Raw genomic sequence first — 22,750 nt, forward strand, 5'->3', positions numbered from 1 at the left:
CCGCCCGCCTCTCGCGTGCGGGTTCAACCATGCGGCATGTGCGCCTACAGCGCGAGCCGCACCAGCAAAGCGATGCCGATCCAGAGCCCAATCGAGACGAGCGATGCGCAGACCAGCGCAACGAGCCTCAATGTCGGGTGCTTGGCCGGCGTCTGCTTCCCGGCAAACGACCGGGGCTGCAATCTCGGCACACCGATATTCCCTATCGTGTTCTGCATGACATGCCTCATCCCGTTGCATCGTGACGCCGAGACGTGAAATCCGCTCGGTGCCTGATGATGAAGACATCTAGCGATCTTTCGGCATCAAACCGCTAATCGCTTCCACGGCATTTTACGCAATTGCGCATTTCATCTAATGGGGTAACGCAAAAGCCCGGCTTGCAGATGCAAGCCGGGCTCCTCATTCCTGTCACGATACCGTGTGCTTTAAGCCTCTTCGACGACCCGCAGGGCCTGGGCCCGGGCAAGGGCCGCCTTCTGCACCGCATCCTGCACCTTTTCGAAGGCGCGAACCTCGATCTGGCGGACGCGCTCGCGGCTGATATCGAACTCGGTCGAAAGCTCTTCCAGCGTGACCGGATCTTCCGTCAGGCGACGGGCCTGGAAGATACGGCGTTCGCGGTCGTTCAGCACGGCCATCGCACCCGACAGAAGCGAACGGCGGTTTTCCAGCTCATCCTGCTCGATCAGGATGTCTTCCTGGCTCTCATGGTCGTCCACGAGCCAATCCTGCCATTGGCCGGATTCGCCCTCGCCGGCCTTGATCGGCGCATTCAGCGACGCGTCACCGGACAGGCGCTGGTTCATCGAAATGACCTCGGCCTCCGACACCTTCAGCGTCGTCGCGATCTGCTTGACCTGATCGGGCTTCAGGTCGCCGTCATCAAGCGCCTGGATCTTGCCCTTGAGGCGACGCAGGTTGAAGAACAGCCGCTTTTGATTGGCGGTCGTGCCCATTTTCACGAGCGACCACGAGCGCAGGATATATTCCTGGATCGACGCCTTGATCCACCACATGGCATAGGTCGCAAGACGAAAGCCGCGCTCCGGATCGAACTTCTTCACCGCCTGCATCAGGCCGACATTGCCTTCGGACACCACTTCGCCGATCGGCAGGCCGTAGCCGCGATAGCCCATGGCGATCTTCGCCACGAGGCGCAGATGGCTGGTCACGAGCTGGTGGGCGGCCTTGCGGTCGTCATGCTCCTGGTAGCGCTTGGCAAGCATGTACTCGACCTGCGGCTCCAGCATAGGAAACTTGCGAATTTCATCGAGATATCGATTGAGACCACCTTCGCCTGCGGTCAGTGTCGGCATCGTACTCCGGGCCATTGTGCACCCCTTTCTCGTTCCGGCTTCCATCTGGCCAGCCGGCATGTGGGTCCTTCGACCCCACAGGTTACCAAGATAAGAACGCGCCGCGCACGATTCAAGGATGCAGCCGCGCGATTGCGACCCCATCCTTGGGCTTCGGGATATCTCGGTTAGATCGGCACGAAAGGGCTGAAATCAACCCCTCGCGCCGTATTTTCCGGCTGCTTTCACGCGAAGGCGAAGCCTGCGGGCGACGATCTCAGTGGATCGCGCCGCCGTCGTCTTCCTGCTCGGAAAGGAACGCTTCGTCGCTTTTCGCGCTGAGGCGCACCCTGTTTTCATCGACGCTGTCGACCAGCGACAGGGCGATGAAATGATGATGATCCTGGTGGCCGACCGGATTGTCCTTCTTCGTCAGCTTGATGCGATCGCCCTCGACACCGTCGACGGTTCCGACATGCACGCCATCGGCGCTGATGACTTCGGCATGTTCCTTGATATGGCTGGCATTGATCATGACGCTTCTCCCTGGTGATCGATGTTCTGGTGAACGATGAGGGAAAAACGCCCGCCTCGGCAAAAGGATGCATGGACGCATCAAGATTTCGCCGCGCGCAGAAATGCTCAGGCCTTGAGCGCGGCTGCCAGTTCCAGCATGTCGGCCGGCAGCGGCGAGGTGAAGCGCATGGTTTCCCCGGTTGCCGGATGCTCGAACGCCAGCATGAAGGCATGCAGCGCCTGGCGCGGAAACCGGTCGACCACGGCCTTGGCAGCCTCCGGCAGGAGGTTCGACTTCGTCCGGAAGGCTGCGCCGTAATCGGCATCGCCGACAAGGGGATGCCCGATATAGGCCATGTGGACGCGGATCTGGTGCGTCCGCCCCGTCTCCAGCCGGCATTCGACCATGGCGGCGAGTGCCGTCGCGTCCGGCTTTTCGTGGTAGCGCTCGGTCACCTCGTAATGGGTGATCGCCTCGCGCGCATCGTCCGCATCGTGCTTCTTCACCGCCCGCTTGATCCGGTCTCCGGCGCGGCCGAGCGGCGCGTCGATCGTGCCGCGAAGGCCGCGCGGCCGGCCCCAGACGATGGCGGCATAGGCGCGTTCCAGCGGCCCCGTGCGGCCATGGTCGGCAAACTGGTCGGAGAGGTGCCGGTGTGCCAGATCGTTTTTCGCCACCACCATGACGCCGCTCGTGTCCTTGTCCAGACGGTGGACGATGCCCGGCCGCTTGACGCCGCCGATACCCGACAGGCTGTCGCCGCAATGGTGGATCAGCGCATTGACCAGCGTGCCGGTCCAGTTGCCGGCGCCGGGATGCACGACGAGGCCGGGCGGCTTGATCAGCACGATCACGTCGTCGTCCTCGTAAAGCACGTCGAGCGGGATATCCTCGCCCTTGGGCTCGGGATCGTCCGGCTCCGGCATGCCGATCTCGAACACGTCGCCCGGCTGCACCTTGCGCTTGGGCTCCAGCACCGGCTTGCCATTGACGCGCACCGCGCCCTGTTCGATCAGCGCCTTGAGGCGGTTGCGCGAAAAAAGGCCGTCCATCTGCTCGGTCAGCCAGGCATCCATGCGTCCGGATGCATCCTCGTCTGCCGTCAGGACTTTCCTTGGGGCTGCCGCTTGTTTAAAGGGGTCGTTCATAATGCTCAATCCGTGAGGTCAAACCGCCCATGTCGCTCCAGGAACCCGACGAACAGGACGAAAAGCCGCTCGATCCGGTTATGGAAAACGTTCGCCGCAAGATGATCCGCCTGCAGCTGGTCTCGGCGGGTGTGATGTTGGTCATGCTTATGGCCGTGCTGGGCGCGATTGTCTACAAGGTCACGCGTCCGAGCACCGCCCCGTCTCTGGCAAGCACCCCGGCCTATAACGGGACCGGCGTGCCGAGCGATGCGCCGCTGGCGGCAACCGCCGTGCTTCCGCAGGGCTTCGAGATCGCCGGGACCTCCCTTTCAGGCGGGCAGATCCTGTTTTACGGCACGCTGTCCGGCGTCCGCAAGGCGCTGGTCTACGACATCGCCGCCAACCGCATCGTGGCCGACATCACCGTTTCCGCGAACTGACCGTGGCGAAGGTCAAGCGCATCACTGATCCGGCCGATCCGCGCATCGCCGCCTTCGTCTCGATCCGCGAGCGCGACCTGACCGGGCGCCAAAGCCGCTTCATCGCGGAAGGCACCGTCGTGCTGCGCATGCTGGCGGCATCGGCAGCCGGCGGCGGGCCGTTTACGGCCGAAGCGATCCTGCTGCTCGAAAACCGGATGGCCGGCGTCGCCGACATTCTCGCGCAGTTCGACGAGACGGTGCCGGTCTTCGTCGCGGATGCCACGGTGTTCAATGCGATCGCCGGCTTCGACATGCATCGCGGCGTGCTCGCCATCGGCCTGCGGCAGAGACCGCAGACGCTCGCGGACGTGCTTGCGACCCTGCCGGACGAAGCCCTGATCCTCGCCGCCTGCGGCCTGTCCAATCACGACAATGTCGGCGCGATCTTCCGCAACGCCGCCGCCTTCGGCGCCAGCGCCGTGCTCCTGGACGAGACCTGCTGCGATCCGCTCTATCGCAAGGCGATCCGCGTCTCCGTCGGCGCGGTGCTCAGCGTTCCCTTCGTGCGGGAGGGCACGGCCGGCGATCTGCTCGCGGCCATCGAGGCGCGCGGCTTTGCGCTCTGGGGACTGTCGCCGCGCGGGGAAACCGATCTCGATGCCATCCCGCCGGCCCGCCGCACCGCTCTCGTGGTCGGCGCCGAGGGCGAGGGCCTGCCGCCCGCCATCCTGTCCGCGATCCGGACCGCGCGCATCCGGCAGAAGCCCGGCCTCGACAGCCTCAACGTCGCCACCGCCACCGGCATCGCCCTCCACCGGATCGCGCAGCTCAACGGCATTGTATAACGAACGAACCCGTCCGATCCGACTTACGAGGTCGACGCGAGGAGCGCGCGGGTGCGGGCGGCGAGCGTCGTCGTGCCGGCCTCTTCCGTCTCCCGCGCCAGAAGCGCCGGAATGGGCGAGGCCGCGCCTTCGCCTCGCGCCGTCAGCGCCGTCATGCCGGCGGCGATCCGCAGCATCTCGTCGCGCAGCGCCGCATCCTCCGACGGATCGGCCGCGACGAGGCGATCGAGGAACGCGCCGGCTTCCGCCCGCAATCGATCCGGCGAGGGAAGGCCGTTCGATGGGAGAAGCAGGATATCCTCGGATGCCGGCACGGCAATCGCCGTCTCCTGTGCAACGGGAAGCGGGCCGGCACCGCCTGTTTCCTCGCCGGCAGGCAGCCGGGGCTCGATCCCGGCGGCGCGCAGGGCCTGCAGGGCGGTCGCCAGTTCCGCCGTCATCTCGCGCACCCGGGTGGTGAGGCGATCGATTTCCGACCGGCCGCGTTCGAGGTTGGTTTCGCGGTCGGCCAAGAGCGCATTGGCCGTCGTCAGCCGGGATTCGAGCTGCTTTGCCCGGATCTCCTGCTGCGCCAGCTTCAGCTCGAGGGCCTTCGCCTTCTCGCTTTCGCGGCGGCGCTCGTCGCGCAAGGTCTCGCGCTCGTCGCGCAGGCTGCCGGCGCGGGCATGAAGCTCGTCGACATGCAGCGCTTCGGCGGCCGATACGACACGCACCTCGTCCAGCTCGCCGGAAACGCGATCGAGCTGGCGCGCGAGCACCGCGGCCTGCTCGGTCTTCGACGCGTAGTCCGTCTCCAGCGCCGCCAGCGCCTCTTTCAACCGCTCGATATGCTGTTCCAGCAGCCGGATGCCGGAGCGAAGGTCGCCCGCCTCGCCGTTCATCACGTCCAGTTGCGCCCGCAGGTCGTCGTTCTCGGCGCGCACGGCGCGCATCTCGGTCTCTGCCTTTTCGCGGGCGAGCATCAGGGAGATCGCCTTGTCGCGCTCGCGCTTCAGCGTCTGGCTGGTGCGCACGTTTTCGGCGGCATAGATCGCCCGCGCCGCATCCTTCTGGGCGCGCACCTCCTGTTGCGACAGCGGCGTCGTCGCCTTCAGCCGGTCTTCCGCAAAGCGCACGATCCGCCGATGGACGACAGGTGCGACCAGCGCACCGAGGAGGACCGCGGAGAGAAAGCCCAGGGCGAACAGCAGTGCAAATTCAATCACGCGGAGGTCACTTCACAGGCGGTTGGACAAGGGCATCATCCCCTTGCGCATCATTATTCGCGCTCGGCCCGGACTTGGCAAGCGCGCGGCAGACACGCCGCGATGCTTAAGACACGCGGCTGGACAGCCCGAAAAAGCTCAGGCCGAAAAAGGTTTAAAAGGGATTCCAGGTCGGCTGCTGCGTCAGCTTGAGATAACCGACATTGATGCCGAGGCGGGCGCCGACGCCGGTGCGGATCGGCACGAGCACGATATGCTCGTCGGTCAGCACCGTCATGCCGACGCCGGCCACCACATAGGCCGAACCGGAGACGCCGCCGAAGCGCTTGTAGAGGCCCGGCACGCTCGGAAGATTGTAGACCAGCATCATGATGCGGCTGCCCTGCCCGCCGGCGTCGATGCCGAGCGAGGGGCCCTGCCAGTAGACGCCGTGCTGTCCGGCATTCTTGGTGTTGAGGCTGCCCTCGCCATAGGTCAGGCCGGCGACGAAGGCGCCCGAGCCTTCCTGGCCGAGAATATAGCCGTTCGGCAGGCCATAGCTCTGGAACGCCCGCTCGACCACCTTGGCCAGACCGCCGGAGGTGGAGCCGAAGAACCCGTGGCCGGCATCGACGATTTCCTGAATGGTATATTGCGACGAGCCGTCGGCGGCCTGCGCGGACGCGGTGGAAACCGCGACGCAGAGTGCAAGGGCGCCGAGCATGACGGCCTTGACGACAGACAGCAGGCCGCGCCGCGGCATGCGCGCGGCAACATCCGTCGCGCGCGCAAATTTCGATCTCGGCAGCATCGCATCCTCCGTTTTCGCAGGGCCGATGGGTGTCGGCAGGAGCAGGCCGTGCCTGTCCGCGCGCCCCGGCCCGGGATTCCGCCACTCTGAACCCATCATCTTAACAATTGGTTTACCAAACATGGTGTCATTATGGCTGAACGGGACGCGCCACGTCCGCGCAATCTTCACCCTCTAAACACGCCCCGGAAACGACCCTGCGCGAACGCGTCGCGCACCGGGATGATCGGCAGGGACGACCCTTGAAGGACACGACGATGGAAAAGAATCCGAACCTCACCCTGACCGGCCCCGATCTTGCCGCCCTGTTATGCAGCCGGGTCTGCCACGACATCATTTCCCCGGTCGGCGCCATCAACAACGGCCTGGAGCTTCTGGACGAAGGCGGCGCCGATGCCGATGCGATGGACCTCATCCGCACCAGCGCGCTCAACGCGGCCGTCCGCCTGAAGTTCGCCCGCCTCGCCTTCGGCGCCTCCGGCTCGGTCGGCGCGTCGATCGACACCGGCGAAGCGGAAAAGGCGGCGCGCGATTTCGCCGTGGTGGAAAAGAAGACCGAGATCAGCTGGACCGGCCCGCGCGTCATCATTCCGAAGAACCGCGTGAAGCTGCTGCTGAACCTCTTCCTCATCGCCTATGGCGCCATTCCGCGCGGCGGCTCGCTCGACGTGACGCTGGAAAACCCGGAATACGACGCGGTCTTCAAGCTGGTCGTGCGCGGCAAGATGATGCGGGTACCACCTAAGCTTGTCGAATTGCTCTCCGGCACGCTGGAGGAAGCGGTCGATGCCCACACGATCCAGCCCTATTACACGGTGCTGCTGGCGGACGAAGCCGGCATGAAGATCGAGATCCTGCCGACACCGGAAGAGATCGTCTTCATGGCTTCCACGGTTTCGTAACGCAGATCTCGCCTCCTTGCCGTCACGGTAACGGTTTGTTTGCCAAAGGCGCCTAATATTCCCGAGAACAGCGCAACCCCCGGATCCGGACTGACGGATCCCGGAGGGCGCGCAACCGGACGTTGACGAAGCGCCGGGGCGGTTTCCGCCCGCGGCCCACGGTCGAGGGCTCGGATCGCGGGAATGGAAGGACAAGGAGCACCCATGCAGCGCTTGATGATCGCCGACGATTCCGACGTGGTGCGCAAGGTCGGCAAGCGCATCCTTTCCGGCATGGGTTTCCTCGTCTCCGAGGCCGCCAACGGCCTGGAAGCCCTGTCGCGGTGCGAGGCGGAGCTGCCGAACATCATCATCGTCGATGCCGGGCTCGACGGCGCGCTGGAGCTGATCGCCAACATTCGCGTGATGTCCGAAGGCAAGTCCGTTCGCATCTACTACTGCGTCATCGAGGCGGACCTGCGCAAGATGATGGCCGGCAAGCGCGCCGGTGCCGACGACTTCCTGCTGAAGCCGTTCGACCGCAAGATCCTGACGAGCGTGTTCGGCGCCTACGCCGCCGCAGCCTGACCTCGGGTTTTCTAGACCTCCCTCCCCGACATCCCCCATGTCCGCAGCAGGCCGCCCGCAAAGGCGGCCTTTGTCGTTTGCGCTGTCAAAGGTCGGGAATGCCCGGCTCTCTCTCACGCACTCTGGCGCCGAAAACGAAAAACCCGCCACGAGGGCGGGTCGGTCGGCACCGATGTCGGCGATCCTGCACTGCGGGATGCATGATCGCCGATGGCGCTCAAAACATCCGGGAGATCAGGCGCTTTCGGCCAGATCGCCTTCCGGTTCGCGCAGCACGTAGCCACGGCCCCAGACGGTCTCGATGTAATTTGCGCCGCCGGCGGCATTGGCCAGCTTCTTGCGCAATTTGCAGATGAACACGTCGATGATCTTGAGTTCCGGCTCGTCCATGCCGCCATAAAGGTGGTTCAGGAACATTTCCTTGGTGAGCGTCGTCCCCTTGCGGAGCGAAAGCAGCTCTAGCATCTGGTATTCCTTGCCCGTCAGGTGGACGCGCTGGCCACCGACTTCGACGGTCTTGGCATCCAGGTTGACGATCAGCTCGCCGGTCGAGATGACGGACTGGGCATGACCCTTGGAGCGACGCACGATCGCGTGGATGCGCGCCACCAGCTCGTCCTTGTGGAACGGCTTGGTCATGTAGTCGTCGGCGCCGAAGCCGAGTCCGCGAACCTTGTCCTCGATGCCGGCCATGCCGGAGAGAATCAGGATCGGCGTCTTCACCTTGGACAGGCGAAGCGTCCGGAGCACCTCGTAGCCCGACATGTCGGGCAGGTTGAGGTCGAGAAGAATGATATCGTAATCGTAGAGTTTGCCGAGATCGACGCCCTCTTCACCGAGATCGGTGGTGTACACATTGAAACTCTCGGACTTGAGCATCAACTCGATGCTCTGCGCTGTCGCGCTGTCGTCCTCGATAAGCAGAACCCGCATGATTTTTGTCCCCTTTTCCGCCGTCGAAAGGTAGTGCAAGGCTGCCTGACGCGAAACGGATCCAGTCGTTGCCTGATTTGGAGCTTGCCATCAAATGGTTAACAAATTCTGATTCCCTCTGGCAAGGTGCACATGCTTTGTTAAATATTTTTGTCAGCCCCTTGATTTTGTTCGATTTTGATAATGCGGCCTTCTCACCCTGAAGGTGAGGCAACCGCCCTATCGGATTCCACAGACTCGTCAAATCACCAAAGCATCACATTTCGCACTGGGCATTTACCGGGCCTTAAATGATCGTCCCTAGGATTAACTATGCCCGTAAACGAAACGTTACCAGCGGTAGGCATTTGTTAAGATCGCTGGGATTTTTTCGCGGCGCTGCAGGCATGAGCCTTCGGCAAGGGTTGCAAGTGAGATGCCGGGTCTCGCACCGCGGGAGTATTGCGTATGAAGTCACGTGAGAGCCTTGTCCGCCTGAAGGAATTTCAGGTGAAAGACAAACAGCGTCAACTGAAGCAGCTTCAGATGATGATGGCCGAATTCGAAAGGATGACCAAGGATTTGGAGCATCAGATCGCCTTCGAGGAGAAAAAATCTGGCATTTCGGATCCGTCCCATTTTGCCTATCCGACCTTTGCCAAGGCGGCCCGCCAGCGGGCCGACAATCTGCAAGTGTCGGTACGGGAACTGAAAGTCCAGCAGGACGCGGCCGAACTCGCCCTGGAAGAAGTCCAGGCAGAGTTTGCCAAGGCCTCCGCACTCGAAGAACGCGACGGTCTCGTGCGGCTGCGCGCCTGATCCGTTCTGCCGGCAGTCGAACCTGACCGGCAAACCAGACTGACCGACGACACCGCGCCTCGCTTCGAAGCGCGGCTGTCGTCGTTTTGCTTTCAGCTCAAGTCTCTCGCCGACGATCGCGCTCCTCGCGCGCAAAGATCGACACAGGGGATGATTGGTAAGCCAAGGAGCTTGCGCGAAGCCTGCCCGCCGCTTCGTCCCGCGGTTGCCGGCCGTGGAAAAGCACGGCGCGCCGGACGCATATGTGGAGACGGCGCGTCCCCTGTCCCGACACGACCGATCGACCGGTCTCAAAACGCCAATGAGCGGCCGCGACGTAAGCCGCGACCGCTCATTGAACAAACCTGACGCCTGACGTCCTTGCGGATCAGTGGCGATACTGCTGGATGCGCGTCGTGCGCAGTCCGGCAAGACCGTGATCGTTGATCGAGGCCTGCCAGGACAGGAACTCTTCCACCGTCAGCGTGTAGCGCTCGCACGCCTCTTCAAGGCTGAGAAGGCCACCGCGAACGGCCGCCACCACTTCTGCCTTGCGTCGAATTACCCAGCGCCGCGTGTTCGCCGGAGGAAGATCGGCGATCGTCAGTGGACTGCCATCCGGGCCGATGACATACTTCACGCGGGGTCGTACCATTTCGGTCATTGGACTCTCTACACATACTCAAGACCATATTCAGCGAGCCTAGCCTGCCACATTTAAGATTTGCCTAAGCTCCACGACACAATTTATCCATCATTCGAATGGCTTGCCGGAAAAGGTCAATCCGGTGCTGAAAGAACAGGCTTTTTCGCTCGCAACGCCCGGCCGCAAATTTCGATTGTATCGCGACAGGGCACACGGAAAAGCTGGGGAAGCCGGGAAAAGGCCTTCCCAGGACGGGCCGGCCCGGCCCCAGTATCGCCCCCGGCATGGCAAAGACGGCCCTCCTCCCCGCATGGCAGCCATGCGAAAGAGACGGGTTTCAAAACTCGTAAGTTTTAAATATAAAATGATGCAATGCTGAGGCGTGCGACGCACGCGGGCCGACGTTATACCCCCTCTTTTCCTTGCACCGGGCGCGGATCGCCCCCGCGAAGCGTTTGGGGCACAGCGTCGGGACACGGCAGAGTGTGTCTCGAGGGCCGCGGGGCTTCGGGATGTCTCTCATGCGCACCCACGGGTGCCTTCAGATCGTTTTTCCGCTAGACTGCACGCCCTCAGTGCCAGCAAAGCGCCCGTTCACGGCGCGGTGCGGAGAGCAGGGTCGTTTTGCCCGGCGGGCGGAAAAGCAGATCGGGAGACAGACAGAAAACAAGGAGCCGGTGCGGCCGGCGGTGGTGATAACGCAATGTCTGACGTCGATGAAACGGTAAGCGGCAGGAAATCGAGCCTGCTGTCTGCGCACTCCGATCCATCCGCCGTTCAGACGGAATATGAGGTGCTGCGTCTCATGCGGCAATGCGCCGCCGAATTCGGCTTCGACAATTTCATGATCGTGCGGGTTCCCACCGGCGACCAGCAGAATTTCGCCGAGCGCCTCGTCGTCAGCAGCTGGCCGGCCGACCTCGTGCGCGGCTACGACGCGCTCGACATCTTCCGCCTGAGCCGGCTGGTGGAAGAGTTGCGCCACACCAAGCTGCCCGTCTTTCAGGAAACCGCCGCCTTTCTCGGTCTGCGCGGCAAGCCCGTGACAGCGCTCGGCATCGCCCCGTCCATGGCCTTCACCCTGGCGGTGCTCCTGCACACGACCTATGCCGATCCCTTCATCGTCACGCTTTCGGGAAGCCGCGACGCCCCGGAAGGCGTGGAGGCCGCAGAGCTTTATTACGTGCTGCTGCAGCTGTTCGAGCGGCTGGAGCGCGCCATGGATGCCGGCGCCACCACCCGCGAAAGGCTTTCGGCCCGCGAGATCGAATGTCTGCGCTGGGCCGCGGCCGGCAAGAGCAGCGACGAGATCGCCATCATCCTCGGCATCTCCGCCTATACGGTCAGCAGCTATTTCAAGACGGCCGCCCGCAAGCTCGACGCCGTCAACCGCATGCAGGCCATCGCCCGCGCCATGCGCCTGAAGATCATCTGATCGTCCCGTGCCGGCTCTGGCACCGGAACCGACACTGGAACCGGCACCACAGGATGCCGCGCAGCGCTTGTAGACGCGCCCGCGACCTTTTATATTGCGATGAGCAAGGTGCAGGCGCAGATGCCGCACCGATCATCCGACAGAATCGGACCATCTCTCGTGAACAGCCTCGATTTCGACCGCAAGCCTGAAGATACCCGCGTCGTGGTCGCCATGTCCGGCGGCGTCGACAGCTCCGTCGTCGCGGGCATCCTGAAGCGGGAGGGCTACGACGTCTTCGGCATCACGCTGCAGCTCTACGATCATGGCGCGGCCGTGCATCGCGCCGGCTCCTGCTGCGCCGGCCAGGACATCGACGATGCCCGCCGCGTCTGCGAGGTGCTCGGCATTCCCCATTACGTGCTCGACTACGAGCAGCGCTTCCGCGAGACGGTCATCAACCCGTTTGCCGAAAGTTACATCGCCGGGGAAACGCCGATCCCCTGCGTTGCCTGCAACCAGACCGTCAAGTTCGCCGACCTGCTGGCCACCGCACGCGATCTCGGCGCCGATGCGCTGGCGACCGGCCATTACATCCGCTCGCGCGCCAATCCGCAGCCCGGCTTTCCCGGCCGCCGCTCGCTCTATCGCCCGGCGGATGCCGACCGCGACCAGAGCTATTTTCTCTTTGCGACCACGCAGGAGCAGATCGACTACCTTCGCTTCCCGCTCGGCCACCTGACCAAGGCGGAAACCCGGTCGCTGGCCGAGGACATGGGCCTCGTCGTCGCCAAGAAGGCCGACAGCCAGGACATCTGTTTCGTGCCGCAGGGCAAGTACAGCGATATCGTCTCCAAGCTGAAGCCGAATGCGGCGCTCGCCGGCGATATCGTCCATCTCGACGGGCGCGTGCTCGGCCGCCACGAGGGCATCCTGCATTATACGATCGGACAGCGCCGCGGCATCGGCGTGGCCACCGGCGAGCCGCTCTATGTCGTCCATCTCGACGCACGCTCCTGCCGCGTCATCGTCGGCCCGCGCGAGGCGCTGGAGACGCGCCGCGTCGCGCTGCGCGACATGAACTGGCTGGGCGACGTCGCCCTTCAAGACCTGCCGGCCGAGGGCCTCGCCTGCTATGCCAAGGTGCGCTCCACCCGCATCCCCGCCCCGGCTTTGCTGAAGGTCGATGCCGCCGGCATCACCGTCGAGCTGATGGAAGGCGAAGCCGGCATCGCCCCCGGCCAGGCTTGCGCGCTCTATTCCGGCCCCGGCGAAGACGCCCGCGTCTATGGCGGCGGCTTCATCCTGCGCTCCGAGCGCGAACCGGCCGCCGAACAGGCGCTCCGCCACCTGCTGCAAGCCCCCGCCGCCGCCTGAAACCGGCGGCGCCGGAGCCTTGCATTCCCGGCACCCGGACCCGCTTTCCCCTCATCCCCCCTTTTTTTCCACCATCGCTTGACACCCCCCTGACCCCCATCTTATAAGCCGCCCACCGCAAGCGACCGACCAAAGGTCGCATCCGGCGGCGGGGTAGCTCAGGTGGTTAGAGCAGCGGAATCATAATCCGCGTGTCGGGGGTTCGAGTCCCTCTCCCGCTACCAACGGAACAGCCCCCCGTTTCATTCTGCTGTCATCGCTTTCCAGAAACGGCGTAAGCCATCCCTCTACAGCGAGCTTAATTGCGCCGTCCTCGCTCTTGTCGAGCGTTATGGACTTGATGACCTCACGGATGAGGCGGGATAGCTCCCCCATGTCATCCAGCATGTGCAAGGCCATCTCCAGCTTCGGACGATGGGCCTGAAGGCGTTGGGCGAAGCTGCTGATAGCTGCCGGGTGGACGACAACCTTGCTCGCCTCCGGCATGCTTTGCAGCTCTACCTGCAATCTCTTCTTTTCCTCGCCCTGCGCTTTCATTTTGGCTGCAAGCGCGTCACCGTCACCCACGCCCTTCAGCATCCAATCCAGCAAGCGGTCGTTGTCCTTCTCGATGCCCTTGACCCGAGCTTCGATCTCGGTGCGGCGGCGGTTCTCATGGACGGCTTCAGCATGGCGCTTTTCCATGTACGCTTTCGCGTAGCTGAAGATTTGATCGGGGCTGGCGAGTTCCTTCGTCAGGCTGCTGATAACCATCTCCTCCACGTCCTGAAGGTAGAATGATTTCGGGTCAGGGCATGCACCGCTGTTGGTGTGCGCTGAGCAACGCAAACGCGTCTTTCCCGACTTATCCACACCCGCAACGCTCATGCCCGAACCACAAGCCGCGCAGAGGAGGAGACCGGACAGCAGCCGCTTAGGACGCCGCTGCACGGCCATGTTTCCTTCCTGCTTTGTGTAGGAACGCGACTGCATCTGGCGCTGTACGCTCTCAAAGAGTTCGTCTGAAACGATCCTCAGTTCCGGGGCCTCTGCCGTCTGCCACTCGCTTGACGGGTTCGGTCGGGATACGCGCTTGCCCGTGTCGGGGTCCTTCTCCATGCGGACCTTGTTCCAAACGATCCGGCCTGCATAGATGGGGTTTCGTAAAATGCCTGACCCACGTTCTTCCGAGCCGATGAGCGCCGATGGCGACCACAAGGCACCCCGGGGCGGCTTGATGTATGCTGCATTCAAGCGACGGCTGATGGCCTTCGGTGACGTGCCTCTCTCATACTCTTGGAATATGAGAAGAACCGTGCTGGCCTCTTCCTCCACGATGACAGGCTTGCCCGGATTTGCGGGGTCGGGCCGATACCCGTATGCACGGCCTCCAGCGGTCAGCCCCTGCTTGATGAGACCGGTCATGCCTCGCCGTACCTTGTGGACAGTGTCCTCGCGAAACACTTGCCCAATCACCGCACGAAGCCCGACCGTGAGGGTGTTAGCCTCACCACCGTGAACTTGGATTATTTTCACTCCAGCAAAGAGCAAACGCTTGTGAATGCCCGACATGTCTTCCATGTCGCGGCTGATACGGTCCAAGGACTCCACGATGATCACTTCGAACTCGCCAGCCCGCGCGGCGTGCAACATCTCCCGAAGCCCATCGCGCCCGTGCATCGAGCCGCCAGAACGGGCTTTGTCTTCAAAGCTAGCGACGACGCGGAAATTCTCCCGGCGCGCATATGCTACGCAAAGGTCAAACTGATCCTCTGTCGACCGTTCGTTCTGTAGTTCGGTTGAGAACCGGGCATAGATCGCCGCTCTGACAGGCTCATGCATTGGAGCTGCCCTCCCGAAGTGCAATCTCGCGCAAGACTGCATCCCGGATAAACTCCGCCCTGCGGTTCTTGCCCACGAGGTTGTCGATTTGCTCCGGCAGGCCGGTGGGAAGACGGACCAGTACAGGCGTCAAATCCAGTGAAGGGCGTCCGGGTCCACGTTTCAGCTTGTCTACCATGGCCAGTCCTTGCGTTGATAAGATCAGTACAAGGAGGATATGCGATATCACTTATCGCGTCTAGCAAGCCAAGCGTGTGGACGTTCTTTTGTGCTAAACCGGGCGGGTTAAGGCCAGAGTTTCATCCGTCACTGGCACTGGCCGGTTGCCTGCAAGCTTCGCAACCTTGCGCAGCCTTGCCATTACGTCAGGATTGAAGTCTACGGGGAAGCCGAAATGTGCCTCCAGAATGTGACTGTTGTTTTCGGCAAATTCGAGCATATGCGCGCCGATGTTGCCATGCTTGGCTAATTCCAACGACACTGAGTAGTACGGAGTGACGCCTTCCAAATTTATTAGAAGCTTAGCTCGCTCATCGCCAGTGGTGACATATTTCCCGTATTTGGTGCTGATTTGCGTAAGGGCCTTACTCCTCGCAGTATCAATATCGCGACGTAAGCTGTCGTTCACCGCAAAGCACATATCCAGTAGAAAATATGCGTCCATCTCGGTTTTGAGAGCAGTAAAGTCGATTTTCTGACCGAGCGCGTCGTGCTGAGAAACAAGCTCATCATAGAGTTTCCAGTGCTCTTTCCAGCTTCGCCCGTCCGACCAACGGCCTTCTTTCACCGCCGAAAGCACGATCTCACGGGTGTAGATGGACACGACGTTTTTCAACCGGTCGATAAGGTCAGACGCCTCTCGCTGCTTGTCTTCCCAAAGCTCAGCCTCAAATCCCAATCCGCTGAACTTCTTGAACCGCGATAGATTGGCATAGAGAAAACTGAGGAACGCGATGCCGAACACCACTCCGGCATCTGTCACCTTGCCATCCTCTAGTAAGCGGTAGAAATGATAGAGCGCAAAGAAACCGACAGCCGCGAACACGAACGCCTGCCAGTTTGTCTTTAAGAATTTCATGAGCTTCCCCGTAACCGAGGGGGAATACAACACATGATAGCAATCGCTGTCCAGCGTGGTCAGACGAACCTCTTCCCGTTCAGAGTGCCGCCAGAGCGCTGTTGCTTGGCCACAAACTCGTTCATTTTTGTATCCAGAAGCGTGTCCAGCTCGTTTGCCATGCGGTCGCTCAAGGCCGCGTCCGTCTCCTTATTCCCCGATGCCTGGACTGTTATGGGGATGGTTGGGGAGAAGACATTCGACACCTGATTGACGGAACGGCTTCCACCGCCGCCACCGAGCTTCAGCTTAGCCAGCCGGGGACGCCTGCCGGAGTTGATGCTTTCCAGAAGCTCCCGGTTCTGGCCAGCAGCCTTGGCATTTACGACATGCTCACCGTCTGACAGCCAAGCGGGCACGCTATCGGAACGGGAGGTGCCGGGGCCACGAACACGGCCACCACGGGCGAACGCCTGTATTTCCCCGCCGTCCTTCGCAGCCACCGTACCAGCGCCGGGAATGATCATCTTGAAGAACGATCCGAGCAATCCCCCGCTGCCGCCCATGAGCGAGCCTAGCGGTCCTTCACCGAGAAGCGCGGCCTGCACGAGCGCCTTGGCGATGCTGGCAATGAGGCCCTGAATGGCCTGTTCTGCCGTCATGCTGCCGTCAATGAGGCCGGTGATGGCATCCCCCGTCGCAGACGCAAAATAGTTCGCCACGTCCTGCGCTTGCTGCTGAGAGGTTGCGAGATTGGTGGTCGCCTGTTCGGCTGCTGCCATGTCCTGCGCCAAGCCGGTGATAGCCGCACGCTGCTGAGGTGTCAGGGCGATGCCAGCGCGCTGCGCTTCGCTGAGCATCTGCTGTTCGTAACGAAGCGCTGCCGCCTTCTGTGCAGTCAAGCCGAACGCCTGCTGTTCCGTGCCCTGTTCCGCCACGAACTCACGGGCCTTCATCAGCAGGTCATCATAGGCCTGACCACGATCCTCAAGGTCCTTCGTCTTGTCGGCCATCATCCCGGCGCGGGCGTCGGCATCCTCAATGTGCCAGTTCTCGTTAGAGAGCGGGAACTGAAGGCCGAACTGGCTCGCGTTGTCATGCGTCCATTTGCGGGCAGCGTCCGAACCGTAGCCGAGGTCAGCCGCGTTGCCCTTGTTGTGCTGGCTGTTGCCCGGAGGGGCCACCCATTTCCGGGCTTCGGCCACGGAGCCATACTTCGCAAGCGCCTGCTGCCACAACTGCTGCTGCCGCTCGACAGAACGAAAGCCGGAGGTGATGGTGATCTGGCCTGCCATCTCTTTCGGCAGCGCGCCCAAGAGCTTTTCTAGCTTCCCCTCAAATGCGGAGGACATGCCCGAGATATGTGAGGCATCCTTCCCGGGCGTCAGGTACTTTGAAAGGTCGATCTTCACGTTGACCTTGCCGCCGTCCTTCACGCTGTCGGGTGCGGGGTAATCGTTGATCGACACGCGGGGAACGGTGGGCGGCTTTGGGGTGCCGGTGTTGGCCGGTAGACGGCCCGACTTCGGTGCTGCGGGATAATCGAAAGCCTGATTGATCCTGCTCTGAATAGCTTCTGCCTTCAGACTACTGCCGAGCGGCTTGCCTTGGAGGATATCACTATTGAGCGAGCCCATCTTGTCGATGATGCCGGGTATGCCGCCCATGATCTTCTTGAACTCGGACGCAGCGTCTACGCCCTTGGACAGCCAGCCGACAAACTTGCCGAGATCGCTGTCGGACGCCTTCACCACGATTGCACCGAACTGCTGGATGGTGGTGGCAAGGTCGGTCAGGGCTCCCCCGAATTTCCCCGATGCACCTGTCGCAGTGTCGATTTTCCCCGCCGTGTCGATCAAGACGTTTTGCAGCCGCACGAAATTCTGTGCGACAGTCATAGAAGATGTGGCCACCTTCTCTTCAAGGGTTACAGCCCCGACTTCGAAAGCACGGAAGAACGCCTGAGAGGAAACCTTCCCGTCAACCACAAGGTTGCGGAGCTTGGCAACGGAGCCGCCCGCTTCGGTCAGGCCAGCGGCAACCGCCTGTGCGATGGTGGGCGCACCTTCCAAGACGGAATTGAACTCTTCGGCCCGAACGGTGCCACCGCCCAAGGCCTGCGAGAGCTGCAAGAGCGCGCCGGATGCCTCTTCCGCCGATTGGCCACCCACTCGGAGTGCCAGCGAGACGTTTTTCGAGAACTGGATAAGCTCCTGCTGATTGACGCCGAGTTCCTTCTGCACGAGCGACAACCGCCCGTAGAGGGTAACAAGACTTTCCAGCGGCGCGGCGTTTTCCTGCGCTGCCGCATAAAGCTGCCGATACACCCCTTCAAGCTGCTCGCCTTCAAGACCGGCCACCTTCAGGGCGTTCTTGATCCGGGTCGCGGCGTCCACAAGCTGCTGAGCCTGTTTCAGGGCGACGGCTCCTGCCAATGCGCCAGCAATACGCTGTCCAAACTCACCCACGCGGGTTTCAGCTTGTCCGAAGGCGCGACCGATAACGGAGCCCGAACGGCCCATGCTCGCTTCGAGACGGGATGCGGCCTGCTTGGCGCGGCGTTCGATCTGGTCGAAGTTCGTGCTGACTAGCCGATGCGCACGCTGCATGCCTTTTTCTAGGTCACGGGTGCGAGCTTCAAGAGAGATGAACAGCCGTTCGGTGTCATTTGCAGGCATGGGTGATCCTTTCAGAAGATGAGGAGCCCTTCGGCCCGTTCGTCGGTGTCATAGATTGAGCGGGTATCTTCGCCGGTTGCTGCACGGGAGACGGCCATAGCTGTTGCAACGGCTCCGTCGATACGCTCACGGGACTTCTCTTTGTCCATTTTGATGTTCTCGGCAGCGTCGGTCACGACTGAGACGTTGTCGAAGTTCCATCGCAAAATCGGGTGCCCGCCGTGCTGGAATTTGCGACCTAGAATGGCCCGCTCCAGTTCTCGGCATGCCGCATTCATGGTCTTGAAGCCCTGCCTCATTTCGATGGCGGGGAGGCCTTCGTCCACGAACTTGCTGAGTGTGCGCTGAGCGTTCCAAGGATCGAATGCGATCTCGCGAACGTCGTACTCCCGGCAAAGGTCGCGGATGCGCTCTTCGACATATTCGTAATCGACAACGTTGCCCGGTGTGGGGGTTATAAGCGCCAGCTCCGCCCACGTCGTGTACGGAACGCCGTCAAGCTCCGAACGCCTGCGGAGGTTTTCTTTCGGGCAGAAGTACCAAGGGTGGACGATGTAACCGCCATCGCCATCGCGCCATGCTGCGACAACAGCCGTAAGGTCCTTGTTGCTGGAAAGGTCCACGCCGATCCAGCACGGTTCGCCTTTCAACCTGTCAAGATCAACGGGAGCTGCGCCGAGATCGTAAATCGGCATCTCCACGAAGGGCGCTTCGGAGTGGTCTAGCCAGCAATTTAGGTGGAACTGCCGAAAGGCGTCACGGTCTCCGGGCCGTTCCTTTGCCTCTTTGGCCATCTGCCGAAGCCCTTCAAGGTCAGGATAGCCGTATGACAGGCCGGGGTTAGCCCGTTGCCACACGGCTTCATCTTCCCAGTCCGCATCCTGCGGGGTTTCGAACATGACCGGCAGCGTGGCGGGGTCGAGGATTTCGCCCTTGGCCACCTTCCGTGCGTAGGCGATCTGTTCAAAGGCAAGGTTCTCTTGCCCGCGTCCCGCCGTGGTGGCGATGACCATGAGGGAGCCGGGTGTCTTGGCCATGCCAGACCGGATCGCATCCCATAGGTCACGCTTTTTCCACGCGTGGATTTCGTCAATCAGGGCAAACACGGGGGTATGGCCGTGGGCACTTGCTCCATCGTTAGACACGCATACGTAGAAACTGCCGTGCGTCTTGTTCTTTACCCGGTGCTTATGGTCGGCAATTTGCGCAATCGCGTTTACCTTGGGGACGGCGCGGATGATGCTCACCGCCTCCTCAAAAGCAATTTTCGCTTGTTCCCGGGTAGATGCGGCGGATAGCACTTCTCCTCCCGGCGTCCTTTCAGGTCCCCAAGTGTGTAGCAAAGCGAGCGCTGCCGCGAGGCTGGTCTTGCGCGATCCACGAGGGAGGAGAAGGACAACGGTCTTCACTATCCGGGTGCCGTCTGGATTGCGCGGCCCGTAGATGGCGCGGACGATGCGTTCCTGCCACTTGTCGAGCTGGAAAGGATGGCCGGGGAGCGGGTTCTTCGGGTGGTTCAAGGCACGGAGGAACTTCACCGCACGTTCCCCGTAGCCAAACGGGTCCGCAATCGGACTGTCGTCAAAGACCCACGCCGGGTAGCTCGTGGCGGGTTTCGGCGCTATCTTCTTTTTCAGGATGAGCTTTACCATCACAACCCCAAATCATCATCTTCGGCGTCGGGCTTCTCAGCACCCATGCCGTCACGGGAACGGGATGCCGGGGTGATGCCGAGTTCCGCCGCCAGCCGCGCAACGATCACCTGCGACTTGGTGAGGAGCGCGGACGCCGGATTGCTCTTCAGCATTCCATGGGCGGAACTGACCAGAAGGCCATGCTTCTCGATAGCCTTGGTCGCCTCACGGCATGACCAGAGCGCGACCACGTAGCTTTCGAGCGCGCCAAGGCACGCCTGTGTGAGAAGCTTCCGGTCCCGAAGGTCTATGGCCACCGTCTGCCACTCCTCCCGCATGCAGTCGGGCACGGACGCGGGCAGTGCGGGAACGCCGCTCAGGCCTCCCTTTATCGTCTTCAATGCGGGCTTTACGCCGTGGTGTGCCATGTCATTCCCCCGCTGCCACGCAACGGAGGTCCAAGCCCTCACGGCGTCCCAGCTCTTTCAGTTCCTTGATGTCGAAGGCTTGTCCCGCGTAGGTGATGCGGTCTTCGGGCTGGATGCCGTCACGGTGCCGGAGGCGGAAGACGGTGGCCTGCTCAGAAGTCGTGCCCGCCGCCTTTAGGAACTCCTCCGTCGAAGACTGGATGACCTGCGCACGGACGGAGGCAATCGTGGTCCAGCCTTCCGACACGGTGCCGTAGTCGTCCACGGTCTCCCCACGGCGTTCGATGGTGATGGTCTTGTCCAGCTTTCCGGCCCTCATGGTGCGGTCTCCAGTACGATTGCGGACAGGCTGAGAACCGCGTGGGAATGCTGGCCTCCGGGATCACGGAGGAAGCGGGAGCTGGTCACGTGAAGGTCAGCCACATGCAGGCCGGGGACGTTCCAGCGGCTGTCGGTGAGCGCTCCCCGGATGGCACCGGTCACCTGTTTCGAGAAGGCAAGACCGCTTTCCTTCTGCCAGATATGCAGGTCGGCAAAGACCTCGTGGCTGGTCCGGGCGATGTTGCCACCGGGCACGGTCTGGCCCTCACCGAGGAGGATGCACGGGAACGTGGCCGGGACGCCGTTGGCATCCTTGATGGACGTGGCAGGCACAAGCGCAACCACGGCAGTCGAGGCAACCAGACGGGCACGGATAGCGGCCTGAAGGGCGAGGTTAGGTTCCATGGGGACCTTCCACCGGTTTCAGAGCGTCGATCATCTTGCGGAAGTTATCCGCCGCCCAAGGCTTTGATTTGGCGATGATCTCAACCGTACCCGCGAGCGTTTCTTCCAACGGCATCCCCCAGCAGGAAGGGGTGGGCACGACGCGGATAAGGAAACCCTCAACCTCGTCTGCGGTAACGACATCGTCTATCCGCTGACCGTCCAAGAGCACGTCGAAGACCCGACCATCCTCGAATGCTGTCGCGTAGGCCTCGAAACCCGCATCGTTTTCATCAACTGAAATTCTCATTTTGCTTCCTTCACTGCTTTGGAGATTGAACGCTTGATGCGGTTGGTGAGGCGCTTCCGTTTCAGACGGAACGCGGGCCAGAAGAAGGGCTGTGCTGCGGCATTGGCGGTGCCGTACTCGACAAGGTGCGGGTAGCGGACAGCGGTATCGCCCACGGTCACGAGCACCTGATTTTCACCGGCCACGGTACTGCCTCCGGGCTGGCTGTAGGCCGGGGTAGCCTCACCGGGGCGCGTGACGTGGATGCTATCGCGGAGATCGCCGCTATCGACGGGTGCAAGGCTGCGCTGAAGGTCGGCAAGCTCGTTTCCAGACTGGATAAGAGCCGGAACGACTGCCGCCTTTACGGCCTTCGGGATGGCGTCCAGCCGACGCTTGAAACGGTCCGTTTGCTTGCTCATCAGAAGCTCCATTCCCGGTGCGGATTGATCAGGTCCCAGACGCCGAACGGAACCTCGTCTGCCGAGACGCCCACGAGGGTAGCTTCCCGGTTCTCATAGAAGTGCCCGGTGAGCATCAGCACGGCCTGCCGGAGGTCAGCCGGGACGGTGGCCATGGATGCGAGCGGGAGCAGCGTCCAGCGTCCGACGAAGGCCTCAGCCGCTTCGACCTTGCTGCTGATCAGCGCGTCATCCGCATCGTCTGTGATGTTCAGGTGCGCCTTGGCCTCTACGATGGTGACGATGTTGGTCATGCCGTGGCCCTCTGATTTTCTGTTCGAAGTGAAATTTCCAAATGGCCTCGCTCTACAGCGCGACTACCCAGGCCGGTCCCTAGGGTTTGGCTCGAAGTTTGGACGTACCCGGGGGTATGGGGGCGGAAGGTGCTGGTGATGCGCTGTATGAGGACGCGGTTCCTGATCGACCTGAACGCGGATACGATCCCCGCGATGCGTTGCCGATTACCGGTCGGACGTGACGCCATGTCGTTCAGTGCAGCTTCCAAGCTGCCGAGGCGGTGCATGCGGGTCGCAAGAGTATCCACGCTCACGCCCATGTCTGCCGCCCATTCGCTGCGCGACTTCGAAACACCAAACGCCGTGTAGAGCCTAGGTTTCGTTCCCGGCTTGCGCCGCTCGCGCTTTGGTTCTGTCACTGCTGATAAGGGCTTGGGCTTCTGTGCCGGAGTGGTGGTCATGCTGGTTCGGTCAAGCCACCGGTCTAGCTTGGCCTTCAATGCCTCCTGTCGCTGAACAACAGCAGCATAGGCCCGCTGCCGGATGGCTGCGCATTCGGCTGCGAACTCTTCCTGATCAACGAGACGGGCGCGTTCTGCCGGGGTCATGATCGCTTCT

General features: G+C 62.1%; 27 protein-coding genes and 1 tRNA gene. 9 read left to right on the forward strand and 19 right to left on the reverse strand.

Annotation, left to right across the window (positions count from 1 at the left end; genetic code table 11):
- Window positions 1–44 precede the first annotated feature (44 nt).
- The 4 genes from ASG39_RS23915 to ASG39_RS14655 all read right to left on the reverse strand — a co-directional run bounded on the left by ASG39_RS23915 (window position 45) and on the right by ASG39_RS14655 (window position 2,963).
- The gene (locus tag ASG39_RS23915; RefSeq protein WP_156468153.1) at window positions 45–218 is read right to left on the reverse strand and encodes a hypothetical protein; all 174 of its coding nucleotides are present in this window, start codon (window positions 216–218) and stop codon (window positions 45–47) included.
- Window positions 219–428: 210 nt separating this feature from the next.
- On the reverse strand, window positions 429–1,334 hold the full coding sequence (gene rpoH / locus ASG39_RS14645) for an RNA polymerase sigma factor RpoH (protein WP_062595719.1): 906 nt from the start codon (window positions 1,332–1,334) through the stop codon (window positions 429–431).
- A gap of 241 nt (window positions 1,335–1,575) precedes the next feature.
- Window positions 1,576–1,833, reverse strand: coding sequence for a DUF2171 domain-containing protein (locus ASG39_RS14650; protein ID WP_062595720.1), 258 nt, complete (start codon window positions 1,831–1,833; stop codon window positions 1,576–1,578).
- Between the two features lie 107 nt (window positions 1,834–1,940).
- Window positions 1,941–2,963 carry an RluA family pseudouridine synthase gene (locus tag ASG39_RS14655; protein WP_062595721.1) on the reverse strand — a complete coding sequence of 341 codons (1,023 nt, stop codon included), beginning with the start codon at window positions 2,961–2,963 and terminating at the stop codon, window positions 1,941–1,943.
- Window positions 2,964–2,992: 29 nt separating this feature from the next.
- Between ASG39_RS14655 and ASG39_RS14660 the strand changes: the two genes are divergently transcribed.
- Both ASG39_RS14660 and ASG39_RS14665 read left to right on the forward strand, forming a co-directional pair.
- Window positions 2,993–3,385 carry a hypothetical protein gene (locus ASG39_RS14660; protein WP_062595722.1) on the forward strand — a complete coding sequence of 131 codons (393 nt, stop codon included), beginning with the start codon at window positions 2,993–2,995 and terminating at the stop codon, window positions 3,383–3,385.
- A 2-nt stretch (window positions 3,386–3,387) separates the two neighbouring features.
- Window positions 3,388–4,212, forward strand: a complete 825-nt coding sequence (locus ASG39_RS14665) for an RNA methyltransferase (RefSeq protein ID WP_062595723.1) — start codon at window positions 3,388–3,390, stop codon at window positions 4,210–4,212.
- 23 nt (window positions 4,213–4,235) lie between these two features.
- Here the strand turns inward: ASG39_RS14665 and ASG39_RS14670 are convergent, their stop codons facing one another.
- Together ASG39_RS14670 and ASG39_RS14675 are read right to left on the reverse strand one after the other, a co-directional pair.
- Window positions 4,236–5,417, reverse strand: coding sequence for a hypothetical protein (locus tag ASG39_RS14670; RefSeq protein ID WP_062595724.1), 1,182 nt, complete (start codon window positions 5,415–5,417; stop codon window positions 4,236–4,238).
- 154 nt (window positions 5,418–5,571) lie between these two features.
- On the reverse strand, window positions 5,572–6,120 hold the full coding sequence (locus ASG39_RS14675) for an EipA family protein (RefSeq protein ID WP_244481252.1): 549 nt from the start codon (window positions 6,118–6,120) through the stop codon (window positions 5,572–5,574).
- Window positions 6,121–6,464: 344 nt separating this feature from the next.
- Between ASG39_RS14675 and ASG39_RS14680 the strand changes: the two genes are divergently transcribed.
- Both ASG39_RS14680 and ASG39_RS14685 read left to right on the forward strand, forming a co-directional pair.
- A complete protein-coding gene (locus tag ASG39_RS14680) occupies window positions 6,465–7,109 on the forward strand; it encodes a histidine phosphotransferase family protein (protein ID WP_062595725.1) in 645 nt (214 codons plus the stop codon).
- A gap of 204 nt (window positions 7,110–7,313) precedes the next feature.
- Window positions 7,314–7,676, forward strand: a complete 363-nt coding sequence (locus ASG39_RS14685) for a response regulator (protein WP_062595726.1) — start codon at window positions 7,314–7,316, stop codon at window positions 7,674–7,676.
- Between the two features lie 234 nt (window positions 7,677–7,910).
- Here the strand turns inward: ASG39_RS14685 and ctrA are convergent, their stop codons facing one another.
- Window positions 7,911–8,609, reverse strand: coding sequence for a cell cycle two-component system response regulator CtrA (ctrA, locus tag ASG39_RS14690; protein WP_056339603.1), 699 nt, complete (start codon window positions 8,607–8,609; stop codon window positions 7,911–7,913).
- 447 nt (window positions 8,610–9,056) lie between these two features.
- On the opposite strand from ctrA, the gene ASG39_RS14695 reads away from it, so the two are divergent.
- Complete coding sequence (locus ASG39_RS14695) at window positions 9,057–9,407, forward strand: hypothetical protein (RefSeq protein ID WP_062474976.1); 351 nt, start codon at window positions 9,057–9,059, stop codon at window positions 9,405–9,407.
- A gap of 367 nt (window positions 9,408–9,774) precedes the next feature.
- On the opposite strand, the gene ASG39_RS14700 is transcribed toward ASG39_RS14695, so the two are convergent.
- Window positions 9,775–10,050, reverse strand: coding sequence for a DUF1153 domain-containing protein (locus ASG39_RS14700; protein WP_062474978.1), 276 nt, complete (start codon window positions 10,048–10,050; stop codon window positions 9,775–9,777).
- A 685-nt stretch (window positions 10,051–10,735) separates the two neighbouring features.
- On the opposite strand from ASG39_RS14700, the gene ASG39_RS14705 reads away from it, so the two are divergent.
- From ASG39_RS14705 to ASG39_RS24565, 4 genes are all read left to right on the forward strand, one after another.
- On the forward strand, window positions 10,736–11,467 hold the full coding sequence (locus tag ASG39_RS14705) for a helix-turn-helix transcriptional regulator (RefSeq protein ID WP_062595727.1): 732 nt from the start codon (window positions 10,736–10,738) through the stop codon (window positions 11,465–11,467).
- A gap of 120 nt (window positions 11,468–11,587) precedes the next feature.
- Window positions 11,588–12,823, forward strand: a complete 1,236-nt coding sequence (mnmA, locus tag ASG39_RS14710; protein WP_062595992.1) for a tRNA 2-thiouridine(34) synthase MnmA — start codon at window positions 11,588–11,590, stop codon at window positions 12,821–12,823.
- 147 nt (window positions 12,824–12,970) lie between these two features.
- A tRNA-Met gene (locus ASG39_RS14715) sits at window positions 12,971–13,047 on the forward strand.
- Between the two features lie 190 nt (window positions 13,048–13,237).
- Entirely contained in the window at window positions 13,238–13,603 is a 366-nt protein-coding gene (locus tag ASG39_RS24565) for a hypothetical protein (protein ID WP_244481244.1), read from the forward strand.
- A 1,033-nt stretch (window positions 13,604–14,636) separates the two neighbouring features.
- Here the strand turns inward: ASG39_RS24565 and ASG39_RS23390 are convergent.
- From ASG39_RS23390 to ASG39_RS14775, 11 genes are all read right to left on the reverse strand, one after another.
- Window positions 14,637–14,822: a hypothetical protein gene (locus ASG39_RS23390; protein WP_082477263.1), complete on the reverse strand. Its 186-nt coding sequence runs from the start codon at window positions 14,820–14,822 to the stop codon at window positions 14,637–14,639.
- Between the two features lie 93 nt (window positions 14,823–14,915).
- The gene (locus ASG39_RS14730) at window positions 14,916–15,722 is read right to left on the reverse strand and encodes a hypothetical protein (RefSeq protein WP_062595730.1); all 807 of its coding nucleotides are present in this window, start codon (window positions 15,720–15,722) and stop codon (window positions 14,916–14,918) included.
- Window positions 15,723–15,781: 59 nt separating this feature from the next.
- Window positions 15,782–18,379 (reverse strand): tape measure protein, encoded by a 2,598-nt coding sequence (locus ASG39_RS14735; protein WP_062595731.1) that lies wholly within the window; start codon window positions 18,377–18,379, stop codon window positions 15,782–15,784.
- A gap of 11 nt (window positions 18,380–18,390) precedes the next feature.
- On the reverse strand, window positions 18,391–20,031 hold the full coding sequence (locus tag ASG39_RS14740; protein WP_062595732.1) for a terminase TerL endonuclease subunit: 1,641 nt from the start codon (window positions 20,029–20,031) through the stop codon (window positions 18,391–18,393).
- Window positions 20,031–20,441 (reverse strand): phage terminase small subunit P27 family, encoded by a 411-nt coding sequence (locus tag ASG39_RS14745; protein ID WP_062595733.1) that lies wholly within the window; start codon window positions 20,439–20,441, stop codon window positions 20,031–20,033. The genes ASG39_RS14740 and ASG39_RS14745 overlap by 1 nt, the downstream gene beginning before the upstream one ends.
- A 1-nt stretch (window position 20,442) precedes the next feature.
- Entirely contained in the window at window positions 20,443–20,760 is a 318-nt protein-coding gene (locus ASG39_RS14750; protein ID WP_062595734.1) for a phage head closure protein, read from the reverse strand.
- Window positions 20,757–21,167 (reverse strand): DUF3168 domain-containing protein, encoded by a 411-nt coding sequence (locus ASG39_RS14755; RefSeq protein WP_062595735.1) that lies wholly within the window; start codon window positions 21,165–21,167, stop codon window positions 20,757–20,759. The genes ASG39_RS14750 and ASG39_RS14755 overlap by 4 nt, the downstream gene beginning before the upstream one ends.
- Window positions 21,157–21,456, reverse strand: coding sequence for a hypothetical protein (locus ASG39_RS14760; RefSeq protein WP_062595736.1), 300 nt, complete (start codon window positions 21,454–21,456; stop codon window positions 21,157–21,159). Before ASG39_RS14760 ends, ASG39_RS14755 begins: the two co-directional genes overlap by 11 nt.
- The gene (locus ASG39_RS14765) at window positions 21,453–21,857 is read right to left on the reverse strand and encodes an HK97-gp10 family putative phage morphogenesis protein (protein ID WP_062595737.1); all 405 of its coding nucleotides are present in this window, start codon (window positions 21,855–21,857) and stop codon (window positions 21,453–21,455) included. Before ASG39_RS14765 ends, ASG39_RS14760 begins: the two co-directional genes overlap by 4 nt.
- Window positions 21,857–22,150, reverse strand: coding sequence for a head-tail connector protein (locus ASG39_RS14770; protein WP_062595738.1), 294 nt, complete (start codon window positions 22,148–22,150; stop codon window positions 21,857–21,859). Before ASG39_RS14770 ends, ASG39_RS14765 begins: the two co-directional genes overlap by 1 nt.
- On the reverse strand, window positions 22,147–22,740 hold the full coding sequence (locus tag ASG39_RS14775; RefSeq protein WP_062595739.1) for a hypothetical protein: 594 nt from the start codon (window positions 22,738–22,740) through the stop codon (window positions 22,147–22,149). Before ASG39_RS14775 ends, ASG39_RS14770 begins: the two co-directional genes overlap by 4 nt.
- Between the last annotated feature and the right edge of the window lie 10 nt (window positions 22,741–22,750).

It is taken from the genome of Rhizobium sp. Leaf371, assembly GCF_001424045.1.
GTDB lineage: Bacteria > Pseudomonadota > Alphaproteobacteria > Rhizobiales > Rhizobiaceae > Ferranicluibacter.